This is a genomic window from Ruania suaedae, assembly GCF_021049265.1.
Classification (GTDB): Bacteria; Actinomycetota; Actinomycetes; order Actinomycetales; family Beutenbergiaceae; genus Ruania; species Ruania suaedae.
The window spans coordinates 726474-742961 of the sequence record NZ_CP088018.1 but is presented as its reverse complement, the minus strand read 5'-3'; the positions used below and the strand labels follow the sequence as shown (position 1 = coordinate 742961).

Below are 16488 nucleotides of genomic sequence, written 5' to 3'. Positions count from 1 at the left end.
TTGCACGGTCGCCCGGAGGCTCGCTCAGGGGGGTGCTGGAGCGCTACCGCACCGCGCCCTCCTACAGCGCGCTGGACGAGTGTTCTGAGTGACGGCGATCACGACCTTGAAGCCGAGCCGGTCCCTTCTCCAAGCACTGCTGATTTTTGGGAGCCCAAGCCCGCAGCGACACCACATGTGCCTGCGGCGCCCCGTTCGTGCCGGTCACCACGAGTCGAAGGGACGTCGCGGTAACGGGCTCTGGCAGCCGGTGGCGCCGGTGCCGTACCCGGTTGCCGACGACGTCAGCGATCACGGTGATCTTGCCGGCCGGGTCGGCCGCCTCGATCCGGTAGTCGCTGACCAACGTCGGCAACACCTCGAAAGGGGTTCGATGGTGGTGGAGGTTGATCAAGTCTTCATCCAGGTCATCGTCGAAGATCACCGCGACTTCCCCGATCGAGACGGCCTGATCCCACGCGAGGTGCAGCCAAGGTTGGGGGTCCTCCGAGAGTGGCTCCGATACCCACATCTGCGGCCCCGCCCACGGCCGGGCGTACCCTCCGACAGCTTTCTGTGGGGAGAAAGCGCCAGTGTTCGACATGATCCGCAGGCACGGTGCCGTCCGGTGCAGCACCTGCTTCCACGCACGCCATTGCTCGGAGTACGGCTCCTCATGGGAGAGCTCGCGGTGGGTCAGCGTCACCACACCTGGCAGCGGAGCCGGCGACGTGTGCATCGCGACATCCGAGTTGGCATGGACCACCAGGAACGCGTTCTGCGGCGTACCCGGCTGCCACCGCACCGGCACCGTGATCCACTGTTCCTTTCCTGCGGTGACCTGCACCGAGCCGCTGGTCACCTTCGCGTGCGGCACGTAGTTCTGAGGCTGGCCCACCTCGTGCACCTCGACCGTGAGCTCCGTGCCCCGCTCGGCGTCGATCAACAACTCGATGCCGTCGAGGGCAGGATCCACCGGCACAACCACACCCAGGGCTGCGGTGAGGTGGTGCCGCCCTGATGAGGTGCTCGCACCGAGAACGGTGAGTTGCGAGCTCGCCGTGACCTGGGCGGTCAACGCATGATCAGCGGCGTCATCGTGACGCACGCCCAGGACCGAGGCGTCGGAGCGCACGATGGCCCGCCGCACCTCGTCGACGTGTTCTGTGGCGAGCTCGCGGGCCGTATAACCGCGACTCGTACTCAATGCCGCCCCGATCCCGGCCGCCTCGCCGATCACCCCGCACGTCGCCATCACCCGGGTGCTGCCGAAAGCGACGTGCGTGGCCGAGATGTTACGGCCCGCCATCCACATGTTGGAGACGTTCTGTGAGTACAGCGAGCGCAACGGAATGTGATAGTTCCCGTCGGGGTGCCAGTGCCGCGATCCCTTCTCGGTGGCGTACATGCCACCTGGCGGGTGCAGGTCGATCGACCAACCCCCGAAGGCCACCCGGTCCTCGAACGGCGTCTGGTTCAGGACGTCGTGCTGGGTCAGGACGTGATCCCCGAGGAATCGTCGGTACTCGCGCTTGCCCGGTACGGCGCCGATCCATTCCAGCGTGAGGTTGTCGGCATCGAACTTGCCGGAGTTCTTGAGATAGTCCCAGATGCCGTAGATGGCACCCTGGAGCTCGTCACGGATCTCTTCGTTGTTCGCCACGACGTCACGGTCGCCGCCCCACTCGATCCACCAATAGTCGCACCCGTTCGCCCCCTCATGGATGTCCCGCAGTGTGGGGATGGACGTCTGGGTGATGTCCCGGGCGAACGACGGCGGGACGTACTTCACCGGGTATCCGACGTCCTTGACATAGAAGAGGATCGTCGAGCCCAGTGTCTCGGCGTCGGCGGACTCGGGCGCCCACGATTCCTGATACTCGTCGCGGGCCTCGCGCCCGGTCCGGTACCGCGCACCGGCGAGGAATCCGACGAGTCCGTCTCCACTCGCGTCGATGTAGGTGCCCGAGCGGAACTGCAGACGACGCTCGGACCCCATCTGCCACCCCGAGACCGAGGTGATCCGGCGGTCCTCGACCGGCCCGTCCGCATCGACTTCCCGGACATCGGTGTTCAGGAACAGTTCGATACCGGGCTCGGCACGTACGGCCTCAAGCAGCACCAGATCCCAGTAGTAGGGGTTGCCCTCCGGATTGGTGAACTGGTTCTCCACGAACAACTCGCCCATGATGCCGGTCTCGCGTGCGTAGTGCTGGACTCCGTGCGCCGTAGCGCCGCATACCCACACTCGGACCTCGCTCGAGGAGTTGCCTCCGAGAATGGGTCGGTTCTGCACCAGGGCGACCCGCATTCCCTGCCGAGCAGCGGCAAGCGCCGCACAGACCCCGGCCAAACCACCACCAACGACGGTGATGTCGCTATGGACCGTTTCCAAGGGAATGAGGTCAACGTCGTTGGACGTCACGTGTTATCGATCTCCATGAGCAGTAGGAATCTTGTCGAACAGGTTCGCCGCCAACCCGAGACCACCCGGCACGCGTTGGGCGACGAGCACCCAAAGCAGCGATGTCGTCAAGGTGTCGCTGGCGCGCCCGGCGAAGAAGTCGGTCCACGTCAGCCCCTCTCGAACCCCGGTGAAAATGCTGATCTCCGAGCGATCGGCGAGGGCCGAGTCCGGGTCACCAGTGATGGCCACGGTGTGAGCGGAGTTCTTGCGCGCACGGTTACAGAAATCCAGACCGACCTCATCGTTTCCGCCGCGCGAGAGGATGAGCGCAACGTCGCCGGCCTGCATCATGCTGGCCAGAACCTGCGAGGTCACGGCACCGTCGTGGAACCAGACCGGCAGCCCGAGCCGCAGCAGCCGCATATACAGCTCCGACACGGCCACCGAGTCCGCCCACTCTCCGTGCAGGTGGATGCGCCTCGCGGATGCGATCCAGTCAGCGGCCTGGGCCACCAGGTCGACGTCGATGGCCCCCATGGCCGTGCGTGCGGCACGTTGCTGATTGGCCGCCAGGACCTCGAGCACGGCCTTCGGTCCGTCCTCAGGCAGGATCTCGTCGCCGATGTCCCGGTGCCAGCCCGCCTCCATTTCGCGTCCGTGCTCGGTGGCGATCGCGGCCCGCATCGCGGGGAAGCCGGAGAATCCGAGACGGGCTGCCAATCGACTCAGGCTCGCGGGCGAGACGTCGGCCGATCGTGCCAGACCGGTGATGGAAGACTCGCCAACTTCCCCAGGGTGGTCCACGATGTACTGCGCGCTTCGCGCCATCGTCCGCTTCAATCGCGGTAGCGCCTCTCTGAGCGCCTGCAGGGGGCTCGGGCCGTAGTCGACGTCCGCCCCGCGATCGGCGCCATCGCTCCGATGGGCACTATCGCGCGTCTCCGGCTCTCTCACTTGCCTGCTCCTTCTCGCCTCGACGCACCGAGGGCGCCATTGGCTGTTGTTCGTGCAGCAGCACTCACCACTGCAATGCTCCGTTCACCTGACCCACGGCGGATGAGCCGGCCAGCAACTAGGAGATTAGGCCGTTCACCGCTTCGCCAGCCGCCCTCATCCCTTCCTCTGGGGTCTGGTTGCCGAGCAGAACGGCCTGGACACTGTCAGCAACCGCGGTCTCCATCTGGGCGTAATTGGTGAACTCCCAGAAGGGGCTCGGCGTGGCGGTGGCCGTGATGTTCTCGGTGAAGGCCGAGAGGAACTCGTCCTCCTGCACCTCCGGGGTCTCGAGTCCTTCGGAGGTGGTGGGCGGATTGCTCGAGGCATCGAAGTAGCCGAGGACCGTCTCTTGGTCCGATGTCAGCCACCGGGCGAACTCGGCCCCTGAGGTGGACGCCTCGCCGTCAGTCACGACAAGGACATGTCCCCACGCCAATGCTTGCGGGACGTCGCCGTCGTTGCGAACCGGACGTGCCAGCGGGATCATCTTCGAGCGGATCTCAGTATCGGGCGAGTTGGTGACCACGATTGCCGAACCGATGGGCGCGTCGTCGTAGTACGCGGTCCTACCCTGGCTGAACAGATTGCGTGCAGCGTTTCGCTCGATGTCCGGAGCGATGAGACCGTCGGTGTAGAGCTTCTTGTACCAGGTCATGGCCTCGATCGAGGCCTCGTCACCCACCGTGCATTGACCGTCCTCCACCACCGCCGATCCGAACGTCTGCATCCAGACGATGAAGTCCTTCAGCTGGGCCACCTCGGTAGAAGCGGCATAGGGGACGATGTCACTTCCCAGGCTCTTCACCTCGCGCAGTACCTCCTCGAACTCCGTCAGCGTGCTGGGCACGAAGTCGACGCCGACCTGCTCCAGGAGCTCGGAGTTGCCGATCAGACCGATCGCGGCCGTGGTCCACGGAATCCCATACTGCACGCCGTCGAACTGGCCCGTACCCAACGCGGCTTCGGTGTAGCCGGCGCCGCTGGTGTACTCGGACAGGTCCGCCAACGTGCCCGTGGCCACGACCGGCGCCAACCACGCGATGTCCAAGTGAGCAACGCCGGCGAGTTCGCCACCCCGGCTCTGCAGGATCATCTGGTTCAACGCCTCGTTGTAGGCGTAGCTCGACGTACTGATGCTGATGCCCTCGTCCGAGGCATAGTCGGCTACCGTCTGCTCCAGCCACTCCTTAGGCGGATCCTCGGACAACGCGAACGAGGTGAACGTGAAGTCCTGACCGCCCTCACCCGAGGGAGCGCCCGCCGCCCCGGCGTCAGTACCCTCGCCGTCGGAGCAGGCCGTCAGGCCCAGTCCACCCAGACCGAGGGCACCGCTCAGGCCGAGCAGGTTCCGGCGGCTCAAGCCAGCACCGGCGCTGGGGTTCTGGTTCATGCTGGTCATGCGGTTCATGTTGCAGTCTCCTTCGTGTACATGCGTGGTCGCTCATCGGCGTTGATGGTGGACATGGAGTGTTAGCCCTTGACGGCTCCTGCGGTAATACCGCCGACCAGGTGCCGTTGGAGCGCAACGAACGCGACCGCCACGGGCAGCGCGACGAGCACTGAAGCAGCCATGAGCTCAGGCCAGTCAGTCGCGGCTTCACCGATATAGCGGTTCACGAGAGCTGGCGGGAGCGTCTGACGCTCGGGGCCGGTCAGGGTCAAGGCGAAGATGAAGTCGTTCCAGCCGCGCATGAACGCGAACAACCCGGACGCGACCAGGCCGGGCGCGGCAAGCGGGAGGACGATCGCGTGCAGCGTACGCCAATTGGACGCACCGTCGATCTTCGACGCTTCGATGATGTCGTCAGGGAGGTTGTCGAAGAACCCCTTGAGCATCCACACGCACAGCGGCAACGTGAAGGTCGTGAACGAGATGATCAGCACGAAGTAGGTGTTGAGCACACCGAACGTCGAGAAGACCCCGTACAGCGTCACCAGCAGGAGCGCGGACGGCAGCATCTGGCTGGATAGAACGAAGTACAGCAGCGTGCGCCGACCGCGATAGCGGAACTTCGAGATGGAATATCCCATGTACATCGAGGTCGCCACGCTCAGCACAGCGGTGATCACCGAGACGATCACGGAGTTTGCCAACCAACCGAAGATCTCTGGGTCGGTGAAGACGCTTCGGTAGTTGTCGAACGTGACCGACTCCGGGAAGAATGTCACCGGATAGCGATACACCTGGCTGTCCGGGGTGATCGAGGTAATCACCAGCCAGTAGACCGGTGCGAAGGCGAACAGTCCGAAGCCCACGACGGCGGCCCAAGGCCCAAGCGGGAATCTGCGTCTTCTCGTGCGCGTACGCGTCGTCGCCTGCGTGCGAGGTGCCAACTGCGTCGGGGTTCCCACAGCCATCAGTTCGCCTCGCTGCGCTCAGAAAATCGAACATAGAAGACCACGAGGACCAGCAGGACGATCATCCATAGGATGCCGATGGCTCCGGCCTGCCCGAGGTCGTAGGACCGGAACGCCGAGTCGTACAGGGCCGTGGCCAAGGTCTGAGTGGTCTGTGCAGGTCCACCACCGGTCATCACGAATATCAGATCGAAGTGCTGGAAGTTCCAGATGAACTCAAGCAGGATGATGATCCCGGCGACACCGCTGATGTGGGGCCAGGTCACGGTCCAGAACCTGCGCACCTTGCCGGCCCCGTCGAGCGAGGCCGCTTCGTGCAGGTCGTCCGGAACCGTCTGCAGGGCGGCGAGGAGCATGACCATGACCCACGGGAACGCATTCCAAGACTTCGCCACGATCAGTGCCACCCGAGCGGTGGAGGTGTCGAACAACCAGGCTCGCGGTTGGTCGATCAGCGACAGCTGCTGGAGCAGGCCGTTGAAGGCGCCATAGCTGGCATCGAAGATCCACATCCACAGGAACGAGACGACGACGGCGGGCAACAGCCACGGAAACAGGAAGGCTCCACGCAGGATGCTGCGGCCGGGCAGGCGAGCGTTCAGTGCGAGCGCTACTCCCAGCCCGACGACGAACGGCAGGACCGTTGCGCCGACGGTGAAGATCCCGGTCTGCCACAGCAGCCGCAGAAAGTCGTCTCCGAGTGCTGCCTGGATGTTGGTCAGGCCGACAAACTCTCTGCCTGGGTAGAGGAGGCTCTCGCTAAAGAAGGCGGAACTCAGCGAGCGCACCAGCGGGTACAGCACTACGGCCAGCAGCATCGCCACACCGGGCAGGATCAACAACCAGGCGAACCTCAGGTCGCTCATCCGTCGAGCGGACCGGTGCGAGCCGTGGGCAACCGATCCGGCTAGGTCCCGCTGCGGTCGCGCGTGCTTCGTCACGGTCATGATCCGTGCCTCCAGGCTACCCAGTTCACTTGCGATCTCCTTCGATCCAACAACACTTTGAGAGACATTATCGCTTTTCTAGACGCTAGGCAACCGTATCGACAAGGTTTACCGCCGCTGGACGGGGCCACTCCCGGGGAGGTAGCGCCGACCCTGCCTCGAGCACCGAATCGTCGCTCCCGTCGAGCCGGGGGCCCTCCAACACACGTCGACTCCCGCACCGAGGTCATCACCATGCATGCCGGTCGAGGACTGCAGGAGTCGATGGCCGGGGGTGCGGCAACGGCAAGCACCCTCGCGCTCACGGAGCCGGAACTGACTCGCGCACATGAAGGTCCACAAGCCAGCTCCGGCATCCTGGGGAATCAGTCGCCGATTCCGGCCTGCCGCCGGACCCTCAGCAGCATCACGCCGGATGCGATGGCCATGATGGCCGCGATGGCAGCACCGACCCCGACGAACCCCGTCTCCGCAAGATCCCCGCGGCCGTCGACCCCATCATCCTCGGAGGTCTCCTCACTGGCGCCTAGCCCATCCGTGCTCGAGTCGCCTGCATCATTGTCGGAACCGTCATCACCCGAGCCTCCATCGCTACCACCAGCGGCTCGAACAGTGATCCGATCCCAACCGATAATGTTCCGCTCCGCGCCATAGGCAGCAATCCTGCGCTCACCAACAATGCCTTCAGGTAGGGCGACGGAGACCGTGCCGTTCGCATCCACCGTGTGGGCGCCCATGTAAGTCGGCTGGCTGAAGATCCAGAGCTCTACGCGCTCTCCGGCAAGGTCAGCACTGAAGGACACCGTGATCACAGCTCCCTCACTCGCCGATGCGGGCACAGCGATGCCACCCTCAGTTCCCGGCGTCAGGTCCTCCTCGCTGGGCACGTCACCTGGAGTCTGGTCTGGATCACCGACGACCTCCAGCTGCGCTTCGGCACTGCCTTCCACAGCAGAAACCGCCACTACGTGCTCGCCGATCGGCAAGGGCCCGGATAGCACGAATACCACTGTGCCATCATTATCGGTACGCTTGGATTCAGCTTCTGTTCCATTGACGGAAAGAACGACCTCCGAATCAGGAGCGAAGCCGGAGCCTGTGACGGTAACCTCACCGCGCTCTAAAGCGGATTCGTCGACCTTCGCAGGAGAAACTACCAGCCGCGGATCAAACTCGGGCGACCGCTCGCTCATATCACCGTGAGTGAGGGTCAAATGCGGAGCCGCGTGGATCGTGGTCATAGGACGTTCTACGGCAAGTAGCCGATTCACAACAGGAAGTTCGTAGCGACTGCCTGCGATTTCGAAGTGGCTCATGCTATGCGCACTCACGCCCACTTCGCGCAAGTAGTCGATCGTACGCACGTTTGCCAAATCCTCAACGGGCCCGTCGAAGTATGGAAAGGACTCAGGGGACTCGACCCATCCCGCGAGAATTTCGACAGCGTCGCCGAGGTTGAGACCGTGGGAATTCTCGTAGGAGAACAGATCGTATCCATGCGGTTCTGCGATTTCGGCAGTGAGCAAAGCTGGCAGCAAAGAGAAGTGCGAGTACCAGATGCCATAGTCGCCGACCCCGCCGTTACGAGTCACTTCCTCGGACAAATGGCCATCGGCATCGATTTGGCCTTCGATATGTTCTCGGGCTCTCTCGACCTGTTCACCCATCAGGTCGTCGTCACCGAGATACGCTGCGATAGCCGTGGAGAGGGTGACACCCCAGTTGCCCCAATTATTTCCGCGCCCAGCGATCGCGGAAGAGATCTCGAGCGCCTGCTGACGCAGCATCGAGGCGAAGTCAGCCTCAGCCGCGGCACTCCAAACCTCCGTTTCGCGCAGGAGGTCGGCCGCAAACACCATCGCTGGGAAGTGGTAACTGAAGGCCAGCGCGGAGTCTTCCGAGGTACGGAAGCACTCCACGTCGTATGTCCACGCTTCCACGAAGCTGGCAGCGCTCTCTCCATAGGCAGCCTCGCCGGTTAGTCGGTACGCCAAAGCTAGGCGATAGGCCGCGTTAGCGTCCTCTTGCAGCCCGTCACGCGCTTCGCGGTGGCCATCAGGGTCGTTGTAGAAGAAGGGAACGAACCAAACCGAGGGTGCGAACGGCTCTCTCTCCACGTCTGCGGCAACGTCGTCCATCAGTCGCTCGAAAGCGCTCGCCTGGGGGCCCGTCTCCTGCGCAAGGCGGTTCATGATCACCCCGAGGCGGTTATCCGAGATCAGTACATCTCCCCGATCGGGCTCCGTCATGTCCCCAGAGGGCGGGAGACAGTCTTCCGGAAGCGGCACCGTGTCGTCGGCCGGTGCCAGACCCTCGGCCTCGAACTGCGCGACTGACACGACGGTATCCCGATGGGCGAAGATCGACACTCCCCCGTCTCGAAAGCTAGAGTCCGTGGCTGTGATTGTGGTACCAGCCACGCTCGCGCTCAGGAGGTCACCGGCGACCTCGAAGGTCAGGCTTACGGGTCCCTCTCCAGGACGTGCATCGGTGTCAGTTCGTGCTAGGTAGGTGACGCCGTTGCCACCATCGGCTTTGATGATCGCCATCTCGCCGTTGCGGCGAATCAAGGCCGTGTATCCCGATGTCGTGTACCCGTCCAGAACGCCAGCCCGATGCACGCTGACTCCGCCCCACGTCGAAGTGCCAGCCTTCCCTGTCAACTCGAAAGTGACAGTGACCCCGCCATCTCCAGCCAATCGGTGGCCGAAGAGAGCGAGTTTGTGGCCGTGCTCGTCATTAACCGCACTCGATTCAGCCGCACCGTCCGAAACTTGCCAGTTCCCAGAGACAGGCAACCAGTGGTCCTGCAAGGTTTCGAAACTGTCGGATAGGTCCTCGCCGGGTGCAGCGCTGGCGGCGGCCGGCATCACCGCCCCTGCGAGGAGCGCTACGAGCAGCAGAGGTAGCAAGCGCCATCGCGCCATCATTTTCGACATCTCAGTTCCTGTTCTGTAGTCCTACGTGGGCAATTCACTGAGTCATTTTCGGCGCAAGGTCGGAAACGCATTTTCGATTCTTCCCGTCCACTCGTAAGACAGGCACGTGGTGGAGCTATGAGTACGTGGCAAGCCCCAGACATGGCGGCGGCAACCGGATGCAAACCCCGCGTTCTCACCGACGCTCGACGCGATTGGCTCCGCTCTGACGCCTACTTACGAACACGTCAGCGCTCCGGCGCACAATGGTCGACCTCAGGCTTGCAAGTACGTCAAGCGAATCGCCGCGACGAGGATGCGTAGCTCTCTGAGCTCTACGGACATGCCGCCTCCCGAACCCCCACCTGTGCCATGAAGGTCAGCTCCCATCTCGTCTCCCTTGATCGCCTGGTCGCTCCGGTAGAGTTTACCGAAGCGAGAGCACCTTGCGCAACCGTTTCGATAACTATGTTCGTCCGGCAACTGCTGTGCACCGACAGTGAGGCACAGCCCAACCCCGACACGGTCACACTGCACAACGGCCCCGCATGACCAATCCGCGCCCGCGTCTGGTACTTCTCCGTCACGTGGTCCGGACGAGTGGAGGTGGTGATCACGGCACCGAGGGCGGCGAGGATCCCGTTGGTCATCGCCTTCGACTACGGTCCACTCCGCGGATCGGCGCGCCACGCAGCAGCACGGCAGTAGACCTGAGTGATGCTGCGCGCGCCGCCGGAGGTGACGAGCAGCGCCTACCGTGCCACCGCACGGCGCAGGCGTTTGGTGGGCTGGTAGGAGCGGTGGAATGTGCAGCCTGTCCCGACGCAAGCGAAGAGGTCGACCACGCCCATCGGGCTGGCTCGGTGGACCTGGCCGACCTTAGTGGCTTCTTGTATACGAGGGACCTGTTCGAGTCGTAGACGCTGCGCACCAACGCCAGCTGCGATGGATCCGACCACCTATCCCGGGCTCAGGGCTCCCTGGGGCAGGGCGCCTACCAGGGCGCGCATCAACTCAACGCCCAACTGCGACGAGCCGGCCAGCCCACCATCAGTCTCGCGGATCGACGCCACAGTAGTGCCCAACGTCGTCGACATCAGAGACTCATTCTGCGAGCTGTTCCGTCTTGCCCACCAGCAGCGCCTCACACGCCACCGAACCCGCGAGGTGGCAGGTGTGGCGACGGGGGCGAAGTATCCGGCCAGGTGGGGACGAGCAGCATCGGGTGGCTCGAGGGCAACGTACGCGCGTTCCCGGCGCACCTCGTGAGAGACCCGTGAGAGGTCGCACTGCCCGCACAGTCCTGCCAGCATGTACGACAACGGCTCCACCCGGTATTCCGGATGGAGCCGATATCGTCGCTGTCTCAACGAGCGCGCCCGGAGGGACTCGAACCCCCAACCTTCTGATCCGTAGTCAGATGCTCTATCCATTAAGCTACGGGCGCAGTGGCTGATTTGCCGCGATTCACTCTACCGCCACCGCAGGCTGCTGGCCAATCGTTCGCCTGTCGCGCCCGTCACACGGGGGTGCACCGCCGGCGTCGGGGCACCCTCCGTCCCCCCAGGGGCTGACGTGGACGCCGTCCCCGGACTGAGACGCCCGCCCGCAGAACCAGCCCCCCGACCGACGCGCGCGCAGGTGCCGGCCCGGCAGGCTCGATGTCATGACCACACGTACCCCGCTCTCCGCCCGCCGGCTGGTGAAGACCTACGGCACCACCGGCGTCCCAACCACGGCACTGGCCGGCGTCGACCTCACCGTCACCCCAGGTGAGTCGGTCGCCGTCATGGGGCCCTCCGGCTCGGGCAAGACGACTCTGCTGCACTGCCTGGCCGGGGTACTCACCCCCACCCAGGGGGAAGTCCTCTGGGCGGGACAGGACCTCGCCGGACTCCCCGACGCCGCCCGCACGGCGTTGCGACGGACCGACTTCGGCTTCGTGTTCCAGTCCGGCCAGCTCCTCCCGGAGCTGCCGGCGGAGGAGAACGCGGCCCTGCCGCTGATGCTCGGGGGCACGCCCCGCGAGAGCGCCGTCGAAACGGCGCGCCGGTGGCTGGACTTCCTGGGGCTGGCCGGCATGGCCTCCCGCCGGCCGGGCGAGCTCTCCGGCGGACAGGCCCAGCGCGTGGCGATCGCCCGGGCGCTGGTCGGCTCCCCCGGAGTGGTCTTCGCCGACGAGCCGACCGGTGCGCTGGACCAGCAGACCGGGCACGATGTGCTCCGGGTGCTCACCGACGCCACCCGGGCCACCGGCGCCGCGCTGGTGGTCGTCACCCACGATCCGCAGGTCGCCCGCTGGTGCGAGCGCACCGTCCAGATGCAGGACGGGCGGATCGTGGCCGAGCACCGCCGCGAGCACACGTCCGCCGACCGGGCTTCGCTGCGATGAGGGCCGCATTCGACCTCTGGCTGCTGCTGCGCCGCCGCTCCGCCGGCGCCGGAGACCCCCAGCGGCTCACCGCGGCTCTGGCGGTGCTCGCGTTCGCCGTGACGACGGCGGTCGCCGGAGTCGTGCTCGGTGGCCTGTTCGCCTTCATCGATCGCGGCCAGAACCAGGTGGGGCCGGAGGATGACGGGCTCTACATCATCCTCGCCGCTACCGCCTCGGCCCTGCTCATGGTGCCGCTGGTCACCCTCGGCGGTGCGGCAGCGCGCCTGGCGGTGGCCCGCCGCGACGAACGGCTGGCAGCTCTGCGACTGGCCGGCGCCACCACCGGTCAGGTCTCGCTGCTGACCATTCTCGACGCCACCGGTCAGGCCCTGCTGGGTGCGCTGATCGGGACCGCGGGCACGTTCGCCCTGATCCCACTGGTGCTGCCGGTCTCCTTCCAGGGCGACCCGTTCAGCTACGGCGAGCTCGTGCCGCCCTGGTGGGTCCTGCTCGCAGTGATCGGCGTCGTCGGATCGGTCGCGCTGTTCTCCGCGGGCGCCAGCCTGCGCAAGGTCGCGATCACCCCGCTCGGGGTGGCCGCACGGACCTCGCCGAGCCCGCTGCACTGGTCCCGGGTGGTGCCGCTGGTCGTCTTCGGCCTCGCCTTCGCAGCCCTCTGGGGCAGCGGCCTGGCCGGGCTGGGCGTGATGGTGACGCTCGTCGTCGGCGGGTTCGCGATGATGAACCTGCTCGGGCCGTGGGTCATGGGGCTGATCGGGCGCTTCGCTGCCTGGCGCGCCCGCACGCCTGCCACGCTGATCGCGGCCCGTCGCATCATCGACTCCCCGCAGACCGCGTGGCGCAGCGTCGGCGGGGTGGCACTGGCGACATTCATCGCCGGGATGACGGCCGTCGCCGCCATGTTCGGCGACCAGCAGGACCAGTTCAGCCGCGATATGTCGACCGGCGGATTCCTCACCCTCGCCATCGCCGGCCTGGTGGCCGCCGTCTCCACCGGCGTGATGCAGGCAGGGCGGGTGATCGACCAGGCCGGTGAGTACCGGGCGCCGCGGCTGGCGGGCACGGATCGCAAGGTGCTGACCACCGCCCGGCTGCAGGAGACGGTCATCCCGCTCGCCGCAGCCGTGGGTCTGGCCACTGCCAGCGCCCTGGTGTTCATGCTCCCGGCACTCGGCTTCGCGTTCCTGTCCTCGGTTCCCGTGCTGATCCAGTTCGCGCTGAGCGTGGCCGGCGCCTGCGCACTGGTCCTCCTCGGCGCCGTGGCCGCCGGGCGGGTGGTGCGCATAGTGCTCGTGTGAGCGCCGCGCCGATCAGCGGGCGGCCAGGCGCCGGGCGAGGCCCGCGCACACCACGAGCTGGAGCTGGTGGAAGATGATCACCGGGACCGCGATGGTGGCAGCAGCCGCGGCCGGGAAGAGCACCAGCGCCATCGGCAGCCCGGTCGCGAGGGACTTCTTCGACCCGGCCATCAGCAGCGCGATCCGGTCCGGGACGTCCAGGCCCAGCCCCTTGCCGCCCCACCACGTGATCGCCAGCAGTACGGCCAGCAGGAGTCCGCTCACCCCGAGCAGGGCCACCAGCATGACGGCGGAGACCTCCTGCCAGACGCCGTCGGCCGTGGCCGAGGCCACGGCACCGAGCACCAGCAGGGTGATGGTCGCCCGGTCGAGCACCAGGGTGATGGGCCGGTGGGCGCGCACCCAGTCCCCGAGGAACGGCTGCAGGAGCTGGCCGACCACGAACGGCAGCAGCAGCTGCAGCAGCACCGAGCGCAACCCTCCCATGCCGGCGGCTCCGGAGGCCCCCATCAGCCACAGCACCAGCAGCGGCGTGGCCACCATCCCCACCACGTTGGAGATCGTGGCCGCGCTGATCGCCCCGGCCACGTTGCCCCGGGCGATGGAGACGAAGGCCACCGAGGACTGCACGGTGGAGGGCAGCAGGCTCAGGTAGAGCAGCCCGGCCGCGAGCGCCGCCCCGACCAGTGGCGTGACGGCCCAGGAGAGCAGCAGCCCCAGTGCCGGGAAGATCAGGTAGGTCGAGGCCAGGATGCCGCCCTGCAGCCGCCAGTTGCGCAGCGAGCCCAGCACCTCGGTGGTGCGCAGCCGCATCCCGTAGACCCCGAAGAGCAGGATGATCGCGACGTCGCCGACCGTCGTGACGGCGTCGAGCGCGGGCTCGGGGAGCGGCAGCACCAGCCCGAGGACGAGCGCGGCGAGGATGAGCAGGACGAACGGGTCGATGGCCGACCAGATCCTGCGGAGGCGGCTCACAGTGCAGGCGCCCGGAGATCAACACGCATGATCGACACAGTATCCGGGCACGGATGACGAGCGTGTGTCAGGACTGCTCGTCCCGCTCGGCCCACTCCAGCAGCGTCTCGATCGAGTACGCCACATTGTCGATGCCGGCGTGCAGATCGCCCAGCCGCGCGAACCGCTCCGGCACGGTGGCCAGGGTGAGCTCGCGGGGCTCGACGTCGTCGATCTCGTCCCAGCCGATCGGGGTGGACACGGTCGCCTCGCGGTTGCCGCGCACGGAGTAGGCCGCCGCGATGGTGTGATCGCGGGAGTTCTGGTTGTAGTCCACGAACACCGCCGCCGGGTCCCGGTCCTTGCGCCACCAGGCCGTGGTCACCTCCGACGGCGCACGGCGGGCGACCTCCCGGGCGAAGGCGAGGGCCGCCGTCCTGACCTGCTCGAAGCCCCATCGGGGCTCGATGCGTACGTAGACGTGCAGGCCGGACCCACCGGAGGTCTTGGGGTAGCCGGTGATGCCGAGCTCGTCGAGGATCTCGTGGACCACGTGGGCGGTCCGGCGCACCCGGTCGAAGGGACAGTCCGGCATCGGGTCGAGATCGATGCGCCACTCGTCCGGCTCCTCGACGTGGCCGCGCCGGGAGTTCCAGGGGTGCAGCTCCACCGTGCCCATCTGCACCGCCCAGATCACCGCCGCCGGCTCGGTGACGCAGAGCTCGGGCACCGTGCGCTGGAAGCGCGGGAAGTAGATGGGCACCGTCTCCACCCACGACGGCGCCCCGTGCGGCAACCGCTTCTGGTGCACCTTCTCCCCGCTCACCCCGGTGGGGTAACGGTGCAGCATGCAGGGGCGCTCACGCAGGGCGCGGGTGATGCCCTCGGCGACGGCGCAGTAGTAGTGCGCGAGGTCGAGCTTGGTCTCCCCGCGGGCGGGGAACATCACCCGGTCCGGGTGGGAGATGCGCACAGTGCGCTCGCCCACGGAGAGCTCGACGGCGTCCTCGGCCATGAGCTCACGGTAGCGGGGCGCGACCGCGGCGCACACTCCGGGATGGCTCAGGTCAGCCCGCATGTCACCGCCACGGGTCCGGCGATAGGCTCGCCGCATGGCCACGACCTGGGCCGCCGCGCTCGGTTGGCGACTGCGACGGCACTACCTCGGCGAGGAGCGCGCCGGGAGCGTCGAGGCGGTCGTTGACCGGCTGATCGCTGTGCCGTCCTGGTCGGGAGACGCGGCAACCGCGATCGGACTCCGCCTGGCGCAGCCGGCGCACGGCGACCCGGCCGCGGCCTTGGCCCAGCAACGCCTCATCGCCACCTATGCGTTCCGTGGAACGACGCACGTGATGACCCCGGCCTCGGCGTCGATCCACCTGTCGCTGCGCTGTGCCGGCCGGCAATGGGAACGCTCCAGCTGGCGCGAGCACTATCGTCTCGAGCCCGAGGACTGGCCCCGGCTGCGAGCGACGGTGCGCGAGGCGTTGGCTGAGGGCCCGCTCACTCAGCAGGAGCTGGCGGCCGCCGTCACTGCCGATCCCGCCTATCGACACCTGGCGGAGGGGTTCACGAGCACGTCCCACACCCTGCTCAAACCGTTCGGCTGGCAGGGCGACCTGTGCCTGCGCCCGTCCGACGGCGTGCTGAGGTTCCAGCTGCTGGAGTCACTTCCCGGTTGGACCGGTCTCGTAGAGCTCGATGAGGCCGGCCCGCTGGCCATCCGGGCCTACCTCGCCGCCTACGGGCCCGCGACGCGGGACAGGCTCCACTACTGGCTCGGGGAGGGTCTCAGTGCCGGCCGACGACGCATCGAGACCTGGCTCACGAGCCCGGACGCCGGCGTGGCCACGATCACGGTCGGCGGTGAGGAGGCGCTGTGCGTGGCCGAGGACGCGGAAGCGATCACCGGTGCCGAGGCGTCCGACCGGATCGTGCTCCTGCCCGGTGCGGATCAGTGGGTTCTCGGCGCCGGCACCTCCGATACCCATATCGTGCCCGCCGCGCATCGCCAGGCCGCGACCCGCGGCTCGAACCTCGTTCTCGTCGGCGGACGCGTGCAGGGAACCTGGACAGTCAACGCGGACGTGATTCGTGTTCACTGGTTCGACGCCCCGGACTCGTCGGCCCCCCTCACCCTCGCGGCGGAGGAGCTCGCCCAGGTCCTCGGGCGCCCTCTGCTGGTCGAGGAGGGCTGACCCGGCCGCGGAGCCGGACGGGGCCACGGCGGTTGTTG

General features: G+C 66.6%; 11 protein-coding genes and 1 tRNA gene. 3 read left to right on the top strand and 9 right to left on the bottom strand.

Going from position 1 to position 16488, the window contains the following annotated elements:
• Positions 1–61: 61 nt before the first annotated feature.
• From LQF12_RS03375 to LQF12_RS03345, 7 genes are all read right to left on the bottom strand, one after another.
• On the bottom strand, positions 62–2404 hold the full coding sequence (locus tag LQF12_RS03375) for an FAD-dependent oxidoreductase (RefSeq protein WP_231054591.1): 2343 nt from the start codon (positions 2402–2404) through the stop codon (positions 62–64).
• Between the two features lie 3 nt (positions 2405–2407).
• Entirely contained in the window at positions 2408–3340 is a 933-nt protein-coding gene (locus LQF12_RS03370; protein WP_231054590.1) for a MurR/RpiR family transcriptional regulator, read from the bottom strand.
• Between the two features lie 118 nt (positions 3341–3458).
• A complete protein-coding gene (locus LQF12_RS03365; RefSeq protein WP_231054589.1) occupies positions 3459–4790 on the bottom strand; it encodes a sugar ABC transporter substrate-binding protein in 1332 nt (443 codons plus the stop codon).
• Between the two features lie 62 nt (positions 4791–4852).
• Positions 4853–5638 (bottom strand): carbohydrate ABC transporter permease, encoded by a 786-nt coding sequence (locus tag LQF12_RS03360; RefSeq protein WP_231054588.1) that lies wholly within the window; start codon positions 5636–5638, stop codon positions 4853–4855.
• A gap of 101 nt (positions 5639–5739) precedes the next feature.
• Complete coding sequence (locus tag LQF12_RS03355; protein WP_231054587.1) at positions 5740–6606, bottom strand: carbohydrate ABC transporter permease; 867 nt, start codon at positions 6604–6606, stop codon at positions 5740–5742.
• Positions 6607–7052: 446 nt separating this feature from the next.
• Positions 7053–9626 (bottom strand): alginate lyase family protein, encoded by a 2574-nt coding sequence (locus LQF12_RS03350; protein WP_231054586.1) that lies wholly within the window; start codon positions 9624–9626, stop codon positions 7053–7055.
• A gap of 1353 nt (positions 9627–10979) precedes the next feature.
• Positions 10980–11052 (bottom strand) — tRNA-Arg (locus LQF12_RS03345).
• A 219-nt stretch (positions 11053–11271) separates the two neighbouring features.
• On the opposite strand from LQF12_RS03345, the gene LQF12_RS03340 reads away from it, so the two are divergent.
• Positions 11272–11997, top strand: coding sequence for an ABC transporter ATP-binding protein (locus LQF12_RS03340; protein WP_231054585.1), 726 nt, complete (start codon positions 11272–11274; stop codon positions 11995–11997).
• Positions 11994–13298, top strand: coding sequence for an FtsX-like permease family protein (locus LQF12_RS03335; protein ID WP_231054584.1), 1305 nt, complete (start codon positions 11994–11996; stop codon positions 13296–13298). Before LQF12_RS03340 ends, LQF12_RS03335 begins: the two co-directional genes overlap by 4 nt.
• Before the next feature lie 12 nt (positions 13299–13310).
• Here LQF12_RS03335 and LQF12_RS03330 read toward each other — a convergent pair whose 3' ends face one another.
• On the bottom strand, positions 13311–14273 hold the full coding sequence (locus tag LQF12_RS03330) for a bile acid:sodium symporter family protein (RefSeq protein WP_231054583.1): 963 nt from the start codon (positions 14271–14273) through the stop codon (positions 13311–13313).
• 67 nt (positions 14274–14340) lie between these two features.
• Positions 14341–15267: a non-homologous end-joining DNA ligase gene (ligD, locus tag LQF12_RS03325; protein ID WP_231054582.1), complete on the bottom strand. Its 927-nt coding sequence runs from the start codon at positions 15265–15267 to the stop codon at positions 14341–14343.
• 97 nt (positions 15268–15364) lie between these two features.
• On the opposite strand from ligD, the gene LQF12_RS03320 reads away from it, so the two are divergent.
• Positions 15365–16450, top strand: coding sequence for a DNA glycosylase AlkZ-like family protein (locus tag LQF12_RS03320; RefSeq protein ID WP_231054581.1), 1086 nt, complete (start codon positions 15365–15367; stop codon positions 16448–16450).
• Positions 16451–16488: the final 38 nt, after the last annotated feature.